Source organism: Citrobacter sp. UYEF32 (genome assembly GCF_040546205.1).
GTDB classification, from domain to species: Bacteria; Pseudomonadota; Gammaproteobacteria; order Enterobacterales; family Enterobacteriaceae; genus Phytobacter; species Phytobacter diazotrophicus.
The window spans coordinates 24,366-39,635 of record NZ_JBEPNI010000006.1; the positions used below are offsets into that span (position 1 = coordinate 24,366).

At 51.7% G+C, this 15,270-nt stretch carries 12 protein-coding genes and 1 pseudogene; 12 read left to right on the forward strand and 1 reads right to left on the reverse strand.

Features of this window, described 5'->3' with window-relative positions:
* The first annotated feature begins 11 nt into the window (after positions 1-11).
* The 12 genes and pseudogenes from atpD to ABIB59_RS17670 all read left to right on the forward strand — a co-directional run bounded on the left by atpD (position 12) and on the right by ABIB59_RS17670 (position 14,523).
* Entirely contained in the window at positions 12-1,394 is a 1,383-nt protein-coding gene (gene atpD / locus ABIB59_RS17615) for a F0F1 ATP synthase subunit beta (RefSeq protein WP_039080006.1), read from the forward strand.
* A 20-nt stretch (positions 1,395-1,414) separates the two neighbouring features.
* Positions 1,415-1,834, forward strand: a complete 420-nt coding sequence (locus ABIB59_RS17620) for a F0F1 ATP synthase subunit epsilon (RefSeq protein ID WP_039080007.1) — start codon at positions 1,415-1,417, stop codon at positions 1,832-1,834.
* Positions 1,835-2,165: 331 nt separating this feature from the next.
* On the forward strand, positions 2,166-3,536 hold the full coding sequence (glmU, locus tag ABIB59_RS17625) for a bifunctional UDP-N-acetylglucosamine diphosphorylase/glucosamine-1-phosphate N-acetyltransferase GlmU (RefSeq protein WP_039080008.1): 1,371 nt from the start codon (positions 2,166-2,168) through the stop codon (positions 3,534-3,536).
* A gap of 171 nt (positions 3,537-3,707) precedes the next feature.
* Positions 3,708-5,537 carry a glutamine--fructose-6-phosphate transaminase (isomerizing) gene (gene glmS / locus ABIB59_RS17630; RefSeq protein ID WP_039080009.1) on the forward strand — a complete coding sequence of 610 codons (1,830 nt, stop codon included), beginning with the start codon at positions 3,708-3,710 and terminating at the stop codon, positions 5,535-5,537.
* A gap of 68 nt (positions 5,538-5,605) precedes the next feature.
* The gene (locus ABIB59_RS17635) at positions 5,606-6,172 is read left to right on the forward strand and encodes a hypothetical protein (protein WP_354036391.1); all 567 of its coding nucleotides are present in this window, start codon (positions 5,606-5,608) and stop codon (positions 6,170-6,172) included.
* A gap of 279 nt (positions 6,173-6,451) precedes the next feature.
* Positions 6,452-7,492, forward strand: coding sequence for a phosphate ABC transporter substrate-binding protein PstS (pstS, locus tag ABIB59_RS17640; RefSeq protein WP_039080011.1), 1,041 nt, complete (start codon positions 6,452-6,454; stop codon positions 7,490-7,492).
* Positions 7,493-7,622: 130 nt separating this feature from the next.
* The gene (gene pstC, locus ABIB59_RS17645; RefSeq protein ID WP_039080012.1) at positions 7,623-8,582 is read left to right on the forward strand and encodes a phosphate ABC transporter permease PstC; all 960 of its coding nucleotides are present in this window, start codon (positions 7,623-7,625) and stop codon (positions 8,580-8,582) included.
* Positions 8,582-9,469 (forward strand): phosphate ABC transporter permease PstA, encoded by an 888-nt coding sequence (gene pstA / locus ABIB59_RS17650; RefSeq protein WP_039080013.1) that lies wholly within the window; start codon positions 8,582-8,584, stop codon positions 9,467-9,469. Before pstC ends, pstA begins: the two co-directional genes overlap by 1 nt.
* A gap of 46 nt (positions 9,470-9,515) precedes the next feature.
* Entirely contained in the window at positions 9,516-10,289 is a 774-nt protein-coding gene (pstB, locus tag ABIB59_RS17655) for a phosphate ABC transporter ATP-binding protein PstB (RefSeq protein WP_039080014.1), read from the forward strand.
* A gap of 136 nt (positions 10,290-10,425) precedes the next feature.
* On the forward strand, positions 10,426-11,151 hold the full coding sequence (gene phoU, locus ABIB59_RS17660) for a phosphate signaling complex protein PhoU (protein WP_039080015.1): 726 nt from the start codon (positions 10,426-10,428) through the stop codon (positions 11,149-11,151).
* A gap of 609 nt (positions 11,152-11,760) precedes the next feature.
* Positions 11,761-13,293 (forward strand): annotated as a pseudogene (locus ABIB59_RS17665) (carbohydrate porin); the annotation flags it as partial.
* Positions 13,294-13,344: 51 nt separating this feature from the next.
* Positions 13,345-14,523, forward strand: a complete 1,179-nt coding sequence (locus tag ABIB59_RS17670; protein ID WP_354036394.1) for an esterase — start codon at positions 13,345-13,347, stop codon at positions 14,521-14,523.
* Positions 14,524-14,561: 38 nt separating this feature from the next.
* Here ABIB59_RS17670 and yieH read toward each other — a convergent pair whose 3' ends face one another.
* Positions 14,562-15,227, reverse strand: a complete 666-nt coding sequence (yieH, locus tag ABIB59_RS17675; protein WP_039080018.1) for a 6-phosphogluconate phosphatase — start codon at positions 15,225-15,227, stop codon at positions 14,562-14,564.
* Positions 15,228-15,270 lie beyond the last annotated feature (43 nt).

A 15,270-nucleotide genomic window follows, 5' to 3' on the forward strand; every position in this document is an offset into this window, starting at 1 on the left:
GAGGATTCAAGATGGCTACTGGAAAAATTATCCAGGTAATCGGCGCCGTGGTGGACGTCGAGTTCCCTCAGGATGCCGTACCACGAGTGTACGATGCACTTGAGGTAAAGAATGGTGAAGAGCGTCTGGTGCTGGAAGTTCAGCAGCAGCTCGGCGGTGGCGTTGTACGTACCATCGCAATGGGTTCTTCTGATGGTCTGCGTCGTGGTCTGGAAGTAACAGACCTGGCTCACCCGATCGAAGTCCCGGTAGGTAAAGCAACACTGGGTCGTATCATGAACGTACTGGGCGAACCAGTAGACATGAAAGGCGACATCGGTGAAGAAGAGCGTTGGGCGATCCACCGCGCAGCACCTTCCTACGAAGAGTTGTCAAACTCTCAGGAACTGCTGGAAACCGGTATCAAAGTAATCGACCTGATGTGTCCGTTCGCTAAGGGCGGTAAAGTAGGTCTGTTCGGTGGTGCGGGTGTAGGTAAAACCGTAAACATGATGGAGCTGATCCGTAACATCGCGATCGAGCACTCCGGTTACTCCGTATTTGCGGGCGTAGGTGAACGTACTCGTGAGGGTAACGACTTCTACCACGAAATGACCGACTCCAACGTTATCGACAAAGTATCCCTGGTGTATGGCCAGATGAACGAGCCGCCGGGAAACCGTCTGCGCGTTGCGCTGACCGGTCTGACCATGGCAGAGAAATTCCGTGACGAAGGTCGTGACGTACTGTTGTTCGTCGACAACATCTATCGTTACACCCTGGCCGGTACAGAAGTATCTGCACTGTTGGGTCGTATGCCTTCAGCGGTAGGTTATCAGCCGACTCTGGCGGAAGAGATGGGTGTTCTGCAAGAACGTATCACCTCCACCAAAACCGGTTCTATCACCTCCGTACAGGCGGTATACGTACCTGCGGATGACTTGACTGACCCGTCACCAGCCACCACCTTTGCTCACTTAGATGCAACCGTGGTACTGAGCCGTCAGATCGCGTCTCTGGGTATTTACCCGGCCGTTGACCCGCTGGACTCCACCAGCCGTCAGCTGGATCCTCTGGTTGTTGGTCAGGAGCACTACGACACTGCGCGTGGCGTACAGTCTATCCTGCAACGTTACCAGGAACTGAAAGACATCATCGCCATCCTGGGTATGGATGAGCTGTCAGAAGAAGACAAACTGGTGGTAGCACGTGCGCGTAAGATCCAGCGCTTCCTGTCCCAGCCGTTCTTCGTGGCAGAAGTATTTACCGGTTCTCCGGGTAAATACGTCTCCCTGAAAGACACCATCCGTGGCTTTAAAGGCATCATGGAAGGCGAATACGATCACCTGCCGGAGCAGGCGTTCTACATGGTCGGTTCCATTGACGAAGCCGTGGAAAAAGCCAAAAAACTTTAACGCCTTAATCGGAGGGTGATATGGCAATGACTTACCACCTGGACGTCGTCAGTGCAGAGCAACAAATGTTCTCTGGTCTGGTCGAGAAAATCCAGGTAACGGGTAGCGAAGGTGAGCTGGGGATTTACCCTGGTCACGCGCCGCTGCTCACCGCCATTAAGCCTGGTATGATCCGCATCGTGAAACAGCACGGTCATGAAGAGTTTATCTATCTGTCCGGCGGCATTCTTGAAGTGCAGCCTGGCAACGTGACCGTACTGGCTGATACCGCTATTCGTGGCCAGGATCTCGACGAAGCGCGAGCGCTGGAATCGAAACGTAAAGCCGAAGAGCACATTAAGAGCTCGCACGGCGACGTGGATTACGCTCAGGCGTCTGCCGAACTGGCGAAAGCTATTGCGAAACTGCGCGTTATCGAGTTGACCAAAAAAGCGATGTAACACCGGCTTAAAGTCAAAAAGCCAGTCTGATTATCAGGCTGGCTTTTTTTATGGGCAAATTCTGTACTTTTATTGGACACATGAATGTTTTGCTCAGGACTTTATTCATGGCTAAAAAAAATAGCAAAAACATTGTCCTGCTCCTGATACCCATGCAGGAAGCACCATTTTTGAATATAAAGTACCATGTAAAAGCCAAAAAAATGCCCTAAATTACGATCTGGTAAGGCAGGTTGTGCATTTTACTTTCTTGCCATTTTGCGTTGAAAAAAATGTAGAATTTTCAAGGTGAAACAGTAAAACTTCCACTCAAATTAAAGTCAGGACGCGTATGTTGAACACGAAAATGAGTGTGGTGATCCTTGCCGCTGGCAAAGGCACACGCATGTATTCCGATCTTCCGAAAGTGCTGCATACCCTTGCAGGGAAAGCGATGGTTCAGCATGTCATTGATGTGGCGAATAATCTAGGCGCCGATCATGTACACCTTGTCTATGGGCACGGCGGCGATCTGTTAAAACAAACGCTGCCTGACGAAAAACTTAACTGGGTGTTACAGGCTGAACAACTGGGCACCGGGCATGCAATGCAGCAGGCTGCGCCATTCTTCGCCGACGACGAAGATATCCTGATGCTGTATGGCGATGTGCCGCTGATATCGATCGATACCCTTACCCGTCTGCGTGAAGCGAAGCCGCAGGGTGGCATTGGTCTGCTCACCGTGAAGCTGGATGATCCAAGTGGATACGGCCGTATCACGCGTGAGAACGGTAAAGTAACCGGCATTGTTGAACATAAAGATGCGACTGAGCAGCAGCGCCAGATTCAGGAAATCAATACCGGTATTTTGATAGCTAACGGCGGCGATATGAAACGCTGGCTGAGTCAGCTCACCAATAATAATGCGCAGGGTGAATATTACATCACCGATATTATTGCTCTTGCTTATCAGGAAGGCCATGAAATCGCTGCCGTCCATCCGCAGCGCCTGAGCGAAGTGGAAGGCGTGAACAACCGCCTCCAGCTCTCCCGCCTCGAACGTGTATATCAAACTGAACAGGCTGAAAAATTACTTCTCGCAGGCGTGATGCTGCGCGACCCGGCCCGCTTCGATCTGCGTGGAACGCTGACGCATGGGCGGGATGTTGAGATTGATGCTAACGTGATTATTGAAGGTGACGTCAAACTCGGCAACCGCGTGAAAATTGGCGCAGGCTGTGTCATCAAAAATAGCGTCATTGGCGATGACTGTGAAATCAGTCCTTATAGCGTGCTGGAAGATGCCACGCTTGAAGCCGCCTGTACGATTGGCCCGTTTGCCCGCCTGCGTCCGGGGGCTGAGTTGCAGGAAGGCGCGCACGTAGGCAACTTCGTTGAGATGAAAAAAGCGCGTCTGGGTAAAGGCTCGAAAGCGGGTCATCTGACTTACCTTGGCGACGCGGAAATTGGCGACAACGTCAATATCGGCGCGGGAACCATAACCTGCAACTACGATGGCGCCAATAAACACAAGACCATTATTGGTGATGATGTGTTTGTTGGATCCGATACCCAACTGGTGGCGCCGGTGAGCGTGGGTAAAGGGGCAACCATTGCGGCAGGTACGACGGTTACTCGCAATGTCGCCGATAACGAACTGGTCTTAACCCGTGTGCCGCAGGTCCATAAAAAAGGCTGGCAGCGTCCGGTGAAGAAAAAGTAATTTTCATGCCGGAGTAATCCGGTAACAAGGGATGAGGGGATAACATAATCCCCCGCCCGACAAGCAGTACCATAAAAATAACCCCACTCTCTACAAGGCTCGGGGCGCCCGTAAAGGGCAAACAGGTCAGCGACAACGCATGGCACAATGCCATAATCAGGAAATCTAACTATGTGTGGAATTGTTGGCGCAGTTGCGCAGCGTGATATTGCTGAAATCCTTCTGGAAGGCTTACGTCGTCTGGAATACCGTGGTTATGACTCTGCCGGTCTGGCAGTGGTTGATGCAGAAGGTCATATGACCCGTCTGCGTCGTCTCGGAAAAGTACAGATGCTGGCTCAGGCTGCGGAAGAGCATCCGTTACACGGTGGTACCGGTATTGCTCACACCCGTTGGGCGACCCACGGGGAACCTTCAGAAGGCAACGCACACCCGCATGTGTCTGAACACATCGTCGTAGTACACAACGGCATTATCGAAAACCACGAACCGCTGCGCGAAGAACTGAAAGCGCGTGGCTACACTTTTGTGTCTGAGACCGATACAGAAGTGATTGCTCACTTAGTGCACTGGGAGCTGGCGAAAGGCGGTACGCTGCGTGATGCTGTGCTGCGTACTATCCCGCAACTGCGTGGCGCGTACGGCACGGTTATCATGGATTCCCGCGATCCGAGTACACTGCTGGCAGCTCGTTCTGGTAGCCCGATGGTTATCGGTCTGGGCATGGGTGAAAACTTTATCGCGTCCGATCAACTGGCTCTGTTGCCGGTAACCCGTCGCTTTATCTTCCTTGAAGAGGGGGATATCGCTGAGGTAACACGTCGCAGCGTGACGGTATTTGATAAAACGGGCGAGCTGGTTAAGCGCCAGGAGATTGAATCCAATCTGCAATATGACGCAGGCGACAAAGGCGCTTACCGTCACTATATGCAGAAAGAGATCTATGAGCAGCCGAATGCAATTAAAAACACCCTGACCGGGCGTATCAGCCACGGCGAAGTGGATTTAAGCGAGCTGGGCTCCCATGCGAATGATCTGCTGAGCAAGGTTGAGCATATTCAGATCATTGCCTGCGGTACCTCATACAACTCCGGCATGGTTTCTCGTTACTGGTTTGAATCGCTGGCCGGTGTACCCTGTGATGTGGAAATCGCCTCCGAATTCCGTTACCGCAAATCTGCCGTGCGTCGCAATAGTCTGATGATTACGCTCTCTCAGTCTGGCGAAACGGCAGATACCCTGGCGGGGCTGCGTTTGTCTAAAGAGCTGGGCTATCTGGGCTCGCTGGCTATCTGTAACGTTCCTGGCTCCTCGCTGGTACGTGAATCCGATCTGGCCATCATGACGAATGCGGGTACGGAAATTGGCGTGGCGTCCACCAAAGCCTTCACGACTCAGCTAACGGTACTGTTGATGCTGGTGGCGAAACTGAGCCGTCTGAAAGGGTTGGATGCCTCAATCGAACATAGCATTGTCCATGGCCTGCAGACGCTGCCGAGCCGCATTGAACAGATGCTGTCTCAGGATAAACGTATCGCACAACTGGCCGAGGACTTCTCTGACAAGCATCACGCGTTGTTCCTGGGGCGTGGCGATCAATACCCGATTGCCCTGGAAGGCGCGCTTAAGCTCAAAGAGATTTCCTATATCCATGCAGAGGCCTATGCCGCCGGTGAACTGAAACACGGCCCACTGGCCCTGATTGACGATGATATGCCGGTTATCGTTATTGCGCCGAACAATGAACTGTTGGAAAAATTGAAATCCAACATTGAAGAGGTTCGCGCGCGCGGCGGTGTACTGTATGTCTTTGCCGACCAGGATGCCGGGTTTGTAGGCAGCGACACTATGCATATCATTGATATGCCGCACGTTGATGAAGTTATCGCTCCTATCTTCTACACTGTTCCGTTGCAATTGCTGGCCTATCACGTGGCGCTGATTAAAGGCACCGACGTGGATCAGCCGCGTAATCTGGCAAAATCAGTCACTGTGGAATAAAGGCGTAACCACGTCATAACGCATAAAAGAGGTTGCCTGGTGGCAGCCTCTTTTTTTTCAGGATGATGATGAATCTGTTGAAACGCATTATCGGGCTTAAATTTTTGGCGCTCATCGACTACTGCGACAAGGTAGAAATGGGGATATCGGGCCGTAAACTGGCGCAATTAAAAGCGCTGGCGGAGGCCTTTCAGGAAATGCCGAAGGCTTACTACATCCGTGGGACGACATATTTCGCCAGCATATTGGTGTTGTTTTATACGTTGCTGTTGAGCTTTGCCGGTCTTGCCATTGCGTTCAGAACCGTTACCGGCGGTTGGGGCGTTATTGCAGGTCTTGTTATCTTCATTCTGCTTGTGGTGGCGTTATCAGGAGCAGAGAAAGGAAGAACATTATCCCTGAGATTATTTTTAGCCGTCTGGTTGGCGTTATGTGTTTGTAATCTATTGGTGGCAGGATGGCTGTTGTTCACCTCTTTCTCATGGCTAAGTGTCGGGTGTTGGGCCGGGAGTTTGCTTCTCTTATGGCTGACGCGGCAGGTCATGAACGGGCCAGAACTGACGAAACTAATACAGTGGCGTGCGTCACTCAGAATAGCCCAGTATCGACGTCAGGCATTGACGCAACCCAGGTGAAAATGAATTGATCTAAGGCTACTTTTTGTCGCTTTTTGCTGGGACATCTGGTTGGCATCAACTACTTTTTTAGTGTCATAAAACTAAAATCTTGCTGACATCTCACTGTCATTAATAACGTTATCTTGCTGATAAATCATACAAGATAGGGTTAATCTATGTGAAAGCCGTCATTGTCATCAAACAGTAACAATCATTGCATATAACTGTCATCAAAGTGTCCTATTTTGCTCGTCGTAGCCACTTAAACAACGATTTACGATCCTTGCAGGAGACATTATGAACGTTATGCGTACCACTGTCGCAACTGTTGTCGCCGCGACCTTTTCACTGAGTGCATTTGCAGTTAACGCCGCTGCAAGCCTGACTGGTGCGGGTGCAACTTTCCCAGCGCCGGTGTATGCCAAATGGGCCGATACTTACCAGAAAGAAACGGGTAATAAGGTTAACTACCAGGGTATCGGTTCTTCTGGTGGCGTAAAACAGATCACTGCAAACACCGTTGACTTCGGCGCTTCTGATGCTCCGCTGGCTGACGACAAACTGGCTCAGGAAGGCCTGTTCCAGTTCCCGACCGTAATCGGTGGTGTTGTCCTGGCTGTTAACCTGGAAGGTTTCAAATCTGGCGAGCTGGTGCTGGATGGCAAAACGCTGGGCGATATCTACCTGGGCAAAATCAAAAAATGGGATGATGCGGCAATTGCTAAGCTGAACCCGGGCAAAAAACTGCCTTCTCAGAATATCGCTGTCGTACGTCGCGCTGATGGTTCTGGTACATCTTTCGTATTTACCAGCTACCTGGCGAAAGTTAACGAAGAGTGGAAATCGTCTGTAGGCGCTGGCTCTACTGTTAACTGGCCGACCGGTCTGGGCGGTAAAGGTAACGACGGTATTGCTGCATTCGTACAGCGTCTGCCGGGCTCCATTGGTTATGTTGAATATGCTTACGCTAAGCAGAATAACCTGACCTACACCAAGCTGCTGTCTGCTGATGGCAAACCGGTTAGCCCGACCGAAGCAAACTTCTCCAATGCGACGAAAAACATCGACTGGAGCAAATCCTTCGCGCAGGACCTGACCAACCAGAAAGGTGCCGATGTGTGGCCGATTACGTCCACCACCTTCATCCTGGTTCACAAAGAGCAGAAAAATCCTGAGCAGGGCGCAGAAGTGCTGAAATTCTTCGACTGGGCATACAAAAACGGTGGCAAACAGGCTAATGACCTGGACTACGCTACCCTGCCTGAGAGCGTTGTTGCACAGATTCGCGCTGCATGGAAAACCAACGTGAAAGACAGCAGCGGTAAAGCGCTGTACTAATACCCGCCATACTTCGAGCCGTAGCAGTGTTGGTGTTGGCTGCAACTCGAATTAGTTAGGGTATGGCATTACGTTAGCCAGGAAGCACGATAAAATGCGCGCTTCCTGGCCCAAACTTAAAGAGTGATTTATGGCTGCAACCAAGCCGGCTTTTAGCCCCCCGGGTAAAAAAGGTGACATGATTTTCAGCGCGCTGGTAAAACTGGCTGCGCTGATTGTGCTATTGCTGCTCGGCGGCATTATCGTGTCTCTGATTTTCTCCTCCTGGCCGAGTATCCAGAAATTTGGTTTTTCCTTCTTATGGAACAAAGAGTGGGATGCGCCGAATGAGACCTTTGGTGCTCTGGTTCCGATTTACGGCACGCTGGTAACGTCTTTTATCGCGCTACTGATCGCTGTCCCGGTAAGTTTTGGTATCGCCCTCTTCCTGACGGAGCTGGCGCCTGGCTGGCTGAAACGTCCTCTTGGGATCGCGATTGAACTGCTGGCGGCGATTCCCAGTATCGTTTACGGCATGTGGGGTCTGTTTATTTTCGCCCCGCTGTTTGCCAAATATTTCCAGGAACCGGTCGGCAACGTTATGTCCGCTATCCCGTTTGTTGGCGCCCTCTTCTCTGGCCCGGCATTTGGTATTGGTATCCTGGCCGCGGGGGTTATCCTCGCCATTATGATCATTCCGTACATTGCCGCCGTTATGCGCGATGTATTCGAGCAAACCCCGGTGATGATGAAAGAGTCGGCCTACGGCATCGGCTGCACCACCTGGGAAGTTATCTGGCGTATTGTTCTGCCGTTCACCAAAAATGGTGTTATCGGCGGCATTATGTTGGGGTTGGGTCGTGCGCTGGGCGAAACCATGGCGGTGACCTTTATCATCGGTAACACCTACCAGCTCGACAGCGCATCACTCTATATGCCGGGTAACAGTATTACCTCCGCGCTGGCGAACGAATTCGCCGAAGCGGAATCCGGTCTGCACGTTGCAGCCTTGATGGAGCTGGGTCTGATCCTCTTCGTCATTACCTTTATTGTGCTGGCGATTTCTAAGTTCATGATCATGCGTCTGGCGAAAAATGAGGGGGCCCGCTAATGGCTACGCTTGAAATGCAAACCACCGCAGAGCTGGCTGAATCCCGTCGCAAGATGCAGGCTAAGCGCCGTACCAAAAACCGTATCGCCCTGACGCTCTCGATGGCGACCATGGCGTTTGGTCTGTTCTGGCTGGTCTGGATCCTCCTGTCGACCATTAGTCGTGGTTTTGATGGGATGTCTCTGGCGCTCTTTACCGAAATGACGCCGCCGCCGAACACGGCGGGTGGCGGTCTGGCGAATGCGCTGGCGGGAAGTGCGCTGCTCATCTTCTGGGCGACCGCTGTCGGTACGCCGCTGGGTATCATGGCCGGGATCTACCTGGCTGAGTACGGGCGTAAATCGATTCTGGCCGAAATTATCCGTTTTATTAACGATATTCTGCTTTCCGCACCGTCTATTGTTGTTGGCCTGTTCGTTTACACCATTGTGGTGGCGCAGATGCAACACTTCTCTGGCTGGGCAGGCGTGATTGCGCTGGCGCTGCTGCAGGTGCCCATCGTGATTCGTACCACAGAGAACATGCTGAAACTGGTGCCGGATAGCCTGCGTGAAGCGGCATACGCGCTGGGGACGCCGAAGTGGAAGATGATTTCCGCTATTACCGTGAAAGCTTCTGTCTCCGGGATCATGACCGGCGTGCTGCTGGCGGTTGCGCGTATCGCGGGTGAAACCGCACCGCTGCTGTTTACCGCGTTGTCGAACCAGTTCTGGAGCACGGACATGATGAGGCCGATTGCAAACTTGCCGGTCACCATCTTTAAGTTTGCGATGAGCCCGTTTGCTGAATGGCAGCAACTGGCCTGGGCCGGTGTTCTGATTATTACGCTGTGTGTGCTGCTACTGAACATTCTGGCGCGTGTCATTTTCGCGGCGAAGAAACACTAATTTTTGCGGCGCGGTGAAACGCGGTGCCGAGTGAGGAAAGAGATAAATGAGTATGGTTGATACAACGCCGGGCAAAATTCAGGTTCGCGATTTGAACTTCTATTACGGCAAATTCCATGCCCTGAAAAACATCAGCCTGGACATTGCTAAAAACCAGGTAACGGCGTTTATCGGGCCGTCAGGCTGCGGTAAGTCCACGCTGCTGCGTACATTCAATAAAATGTTTGAACTGTACCCGGAGCAACGCGCAGAAGGCGAAATCCTGCTGGATGGGGATAACATCCTCACCAATACCCAGGATATCGCCCTGCTGCGCGCAAAGGTTGGGATGGTTTTCCAGAAGCCAACGCCGTTCCCGATGTCGATTTACGACAACATCGCCTTCGGTGTGCGTCTGTTTGAAAAGCTGTCTCGTGCCGATATGGACGAACGTGTGCAGTGGGCCTTGACCAAGGCCGCATTATGGAATGAAACCAAGGATAAATTGCACCAGAGCGGGTACTCTCTTTCCGGTGGTCAGCAGCAGCGTCTGTGTATCGCCCGTGGGATTGCGATCCGTCCGGAAGTCTTACTGCTGGATGAACCTTGCTCGGCGCTCGACCCCATTTCGACTGGTCGTATCGAAGAATTGATCACCGAGTTGAAGCAGGATTACACCGTCGTCATCGTGACCCACAACATGCAGCAGGCTGCGCGTTGTTCCGATCACACGGCGTTTATGTATCTCGGCGAATTGATTGAGTTCAGCAACACGGATGATCTGTTCACCAAGCCGAAGAAAAAGCAAACCGAAGATTATATTACTGGCCGCTACGGTTGATTTGCCATACTGCTTTCAGGCTCTAACTGTGTTGGCTGCCTTTGTTCACCCCGGTCGTGCCATATGATGCGCCCCGGGGATTCGCTCAGTTGCCGCCTTGTTATAGCCCAAAAATAGTTGGGCATCAGGAGACACCATGGACAACCTCAATCTTAACAAACATATTTCCGGCCAGTTTAACGCCGAGCTGGAAAGTATCCGCACTCAGGTGATGACCATGGGTGGGATGGTAGAGCAACAACTTTCTGACGCGATCACTGCGATGCATAACCAGGACAGCGAGCTGGCTCAGCGCGTTGTTGAGGGTGATAAGCAGGTGAACATGATGGAAGTCGCTATCGACGAAGCCTGTGTGCGTATTATTGCCAAGCGCCAGCCGACCGCCAGCGACCTGCGTCTGGTGATGGCGATTATCAAAACGATCGCTGAGCTGGAACGTATTGGCGATGTTGCCGATAAAATCTGCCGCACAGCGCTGGAGAAATTCTCCTCGCAGCACCAGCCGCTGCTGGTAAGCCTGGAATCTCTGGGGCGCCATACCGTGCAGATGCTGCACGACGTACTGGATGCTTTCGCGCGTATGGATATTGACGAAGCGGTACGTATCTACCGTGAAGACAAGAAAGTGGATCAGGAATATGAAGGTATCGTGCGCCAACTGATGACCTACATGATGGAAGATCCGCGCACCATTCCAAGCGTGTTAACCGCGCTGTTCTGCGCCCGTTCCATTGAGCGTATCGGCGACCGTTGCCAGAATATTTGCGAATACATTTTCTATTTTGTTAAAGGCCAGGATTTCCGTCATGTTGGCGGTGATGAACTGGATAAACTGCTCGCCGGAAAAGACCCGAAAGAGTGATTTCCGCGCTCAGCAAATAAAAACGCCAGCGACATATCTGCTGGCGTTTTTTTGCTGATTTGCAGGAGAGTGTCAGATGCAAAGCACTGTTTATTTATAACCCCCACAGGCCTTCCCATTTCTTTCTCCTGAAAACCCACCGTTCTGATTCTGGAATAAATTAATGACGTTTCTGTATCAGGCCCGGTACCGGAATCTGGCCCATAAAAATGTACCGCTGCTGAAATGGTGAACTAAAAACCCGTGGTTAATCACAGTTTATTATTTTGCGCATTGCCGGTGGGTTAAAAATCGCTATGTTGTGGGCTGAAACTGGATTGCTACCGCTTTGCGGGCTAAACCTGACATCTCCCTTCTGGAGGTGCCAGGTTTTTTGTTTTTAGGGCTGAGTAAAAAAACAGCCAGCCGCAAAGATGTGTCCAGTACAGGATTGTTACTGCTTTCGACAGGCAAAACCTGAACTCACACCCGATTCATCTCGGGTGGGTTCAGGTTTTTTTTTATCCAAAAAATGGTTGGATGGAAACCATGAAAAAAACAATACCCTTAATTCTGGCATCATCATTTTTATACTCAGTTACCCCTGCGATGGCCGCAACCGGAAATATGACCATCGAACAGCGCCTTGCGGCGCTGGAGAAAGATCTCAGCGAAACAAAAAAGGAATTACAGCGCTACAAGGACGAAGAGAAGAATAAGCAGGCGGTTTACTTTGCACAGACCGCTTCTGCGCCTGCGCCCGCATCTGCGACGGCAAGTACAGCGAAAACGACACCGGCCCCTGCTGCTGTGCTGGTTCAGACAGCGCCAGCGCCGGGTGCTCAGCCGTCTAAAACTGAAGATGTTTCATCCATGTCGATGAAAGATCTCAGTAAGTTCGTCAAAGACGAAATTGGCTTTAGTTACAACGGTTATTTTCGCTCGGGATGGGCGACCACCACGAACGGATCGCCCAAATCCTGGGCTATCGGCTCGTTGGGGCGTTTTGGCAACGAATACACCAGTTGGTTTGATTTGCAGTTCTCCCAGCGTGTCTATAACGAAAATGGTAAGAGCGCGAAAGCTGTCGTCATGCTCGATGGTAACGTTGGGCAGTCCTATTCTGCTGGCTGGTTTGGCGACAACAGCACCAATGAAAACTACCTGCAGTTCTCTGATATCTACCTGACCACCACCGGTTTCCTGCCGTTCGCCCCGGAAGCGGATATGTGGGTGGGTAAGCACCAGCTTCCCAAATATGAAGTACAGATGCTCGACTGGAAAACGCAGCGTACTGATGCCTCCGGCGGCGTTGGGATTGAAAACATGAAGCTTGGCAGCGGTAAGCTTGATATCGCGCTGCTGCGTGAAGACATTGATCAATACGACCGCTCACTGAGTCACTCACAGAAACTCAACACCAACACCGTTGATGTCCGCTATAAAGCCATTCCGTTGTGGGATAAAGCAGAACTGATGGTCAATGGTCGTTACGCGATGGCGAACTCGACGGATACGCAGAAAGAGAACGTGAACGACAACGGGTATTACAAATGGAAAGACACCTGGATGTTTGGCACGGCGTTAACGCAGAAATTTAAAAACGGCGGTTATAACGAATTTAGCTTCCTGATGGCCAATAACTCACTGGCAAGCAGCTTTGCCCGTTACAGCGGTTCCAGCCCGTACATCGCGTTCAATGGTCGTTACTATGGCGATCACACCAACGGTACGGCGATTCGTCTGGTCTCGCAGGGCGAAACCTATTTGCGTGACGATGTGATCGTGGCCAATGCGCTGGTCTATTCACGAGGCGAAGATGTCTATAGCTATGAGACTGGCGCTCACAGTGACTTCACCAGCTATCGTGCGGTGGTACGTCCGGCGTATATCTGGGACAAATACAACCAGACGGGCGTAGAACTGGCGTATTTCAACCAGCAGAACAAAAATCAATACGGCGCGAAGTTCAAAGAGGCAGGGTATAAAACCACGCTTTACCATACGCTTAAGGTCAACACCAGTATGCTGACATCCCGCCCGGAAATTCGTTTTTATGGTACCTACATCCATGCGCTGGATAACGAACTGGATAATTTCAGCTTCGCTGATGAGAAAAATAACCAGTTTGCCGCAGGCGTTCAGGCTGAGGTCTGGTGGTAATGCCCGCTTAATAACTCTGCATGAACGACAAAAAAATACGAGGGATTTGATATGAAAAGAAACATCGCCTGTCTGACACTCGCCATCACCGCACTGCTTGGCAGCGCGGCTATTCCCGCCATTGCGGCCCCTTTTCCGGCAACCCCGGATTTGTCGGTGCCGGTCAGCCAGTATGTGACTCAGGTGAATGCCGATAAAAGCATTACCTTTCGCCTGTTTGCGCCAGCAGCAAAACGGGTGTCGGTGGTTACCGGTTCCACCCCGGACAGCTTTGTCTCCCATGATATGAGCAAAGATGAGAGCGGCGTCTGGTCCTGGAAAAGCGAATCTCTGGCGCCGAATCTGTACGAATATTACTTTGATGTGGATGGTTTCCGTTCGGTAGACACGGGAAGCCGTTTTCAGAAACCGCAGCGTCAGGTTAACACCAGCCTGATCCTGGTTCCGGGAAGTATTCTCGACGATCGCGCCGTACCGCATGGCGATCTCTTGACGGTGACTTATCACTCGAAAGCGTTGAGCTCAGAGCGTCGCGTCTATATCTGGACACCGCCAGGCTATAACGGCAAAGGCGAGCCGCTGCCAGTCCTCTATTTCTATCATGGTTTTGGTGATACCGGTCTTTCGGCTATCGATCAGGGGCGCCTGCCGCAGATCATGGACAACCTGCTGGCCGAAGGGAAAATCAAACCAATGCTGGTGGTCGTGCCGGATACGGAAACCGACATCACGCAGGCGATTGCGGAAAACTATCCGCCGAAAGAGCGTCGCAAAACTTTCTATCCGCTGAATGCTAAAGCGGCCGATCGCGAACTGATGCATGACATCATCCCGATGGTCGATGCGCGGTTTAACGTGCGCAAAGATGCAAGCGGGCGCGCGCTGGCCGGGTTATCGCAGGGCGGTTATCAGGCGCTGGTCTCAGGGATGAACCATCTTGATAGCTTTGGCTGGCTGGCAACCTTGAGTGGCGTAACGACCACAACCGTTCCGGATGCGGGTGTTACCGCTCAGCTTAACAAGCCTCAGGAGATCAACAAGCAACTGCATAACTTCACGGTGGTGGTCGGTGAAAAAGATTCCGTCACGGGCAAAGACATTGCCGGTCTGAAAAGCGATCTTGAGAAGCAAGGCATTAAATTCGACTACAAGATGTACCCGGGTCTGAACCACGAAATGGATGTCTGGCGTCCGGCGTATGCCGAGTTTGTCCAGAAACTGTTTAAGTAATGCATTACGCCTCTCCTGTTAGGGAGAGGCGTTTACCGTTAGCGCGTAATGTTCCAGCCGCGCGCTTTCCACAATGCCGGGAGCTGCGACAGCTCGGTGAACGTGGTCACCTGCGGATGGTCGATCGGTTTGTTATGCGGATCGGCACAGAAATAAAAGACTTCCATGCCTGCAGCAATACCCGACTGTGCGCCCGCCACCGAATCATCAATCAGAATGCAGCGCGTTGTATTCACATTCAGCGCTTTTGCCGCATGGAACATCAGTTCCGGGTCGGGCTTCCAGCGTTGAATATCGTAGCCGCTGAACAGCAGATTCGGGAAATGGTGCAGAAGACCGGTTTTGCCAAGTGAATGCTCCATTTTGCTTACCGGGCCGTTAGAGACCACACAGACAGGCACGGTGACTGCATCAAGCAGCTCTTTCGCCCCCGGAATGATTTCCAGCTCGGAATCAAACAGCCGCGCCACTTCGCTGCGAAATACTGGCTCCAGTTTGGTTTTGTCCAGCGTCACGCCGTGTTCTTCGCCTGTCACCTCGATTATCTCGTAGAGTTTCATGCCTTTGAAACGTTTGAACACCTCTTCAAGATCGAGCGTGATGCCAAATTCTTTAAACATATGCACATATGCGCGCGAACAGATGACTTCACTGTCTACCAGGGTGCCGTCACAGTCGAAAAATACTGCTTCAATTTGGGACATGCCGTTTCCTGTATATTGCAAGTTTATCGTTTACTTAAGGCAG

Bases quoted from the DNA above. Each gene is read 5' to 3' on its own strand.
- pstA (WP_039080013.1), top strand. From the start codon at position 8,582: ATGGCTACGCTTGAAATGCAAACCACCGCAGAGCTGGCTGAATCCCGT.
- ABIB59_RS17670 (WP_354036394.1), top strand. From the start codon at position 13,345: ATGAAAAGAAACATCGCCTGTCTGACACTCGCCATCACCGCACTGCTT.
- pstB (WP_039080014.1), top strand. From the start codon at position 9,516: ATGAGTATGGTTGATACAACGCCGGGCAAAATTCAGGTTCGCGATTTG.
- pstS (WP_039080011.1), top strand. From the start codon at position 6,452: ATGAACGTTATGCGTACCACTGTCGCAACTGTTGTCGCCGCGACCTTT.
- ABIB59_RS17620 (WP_039080007.1), top strand. From the start codon at position 1,415: ATGGCAATGACTTACCACCTGGACGTCGTCAGTGCAGAGCAACAAATG.
- pstC (WP_039080012.1), top strand. From the start codon at position 7,623: ATGGCTGCAACCAAGCCGGCTTTTAGCCCCCCGGGTAAAAAAGGTGAC.
- ABIB59_RS17635 (WP_354036391.1), top strand. From the start codon at position 5,606: ATGAATCTGTTGAAACGCATTATCGGGCTTAAATTTTTGGCGCTCATC.
- phoU (WP_039080015.1), top strand. From the start codon at position 10,426: ATGGACAACCTCAATCTTAACAAACATATTTCCGGCCAGTTTAACGCC.
- glmU (WP_039080008.1), top strand. From the start codon at position 2,166: ATGTTGAACACGAAAATGAGTGTGGTGATCCTTGCCGCTGGCAAAGGC.
- yieH (WP_039080018.1), bottom strand. From the start codon at position 15,227: ATGTCCCAAATTGAAGCAGTATTTTTCGACTGTGACGGCACCCTGGTA.
- glmS (WP_039080009.1), top strand. From the start codon at position 3,708: ATGTGTGGAATTGTTGGCGCAGTTGCGCAGCGTGATATTGCTGAAATC.
- atpD (WP_039080006.1), top strand. From the start codon at position 12: ATGGCTACTGGAAAAATTATCCAGGTAATCGGCGCCGTGGTGGACGTC.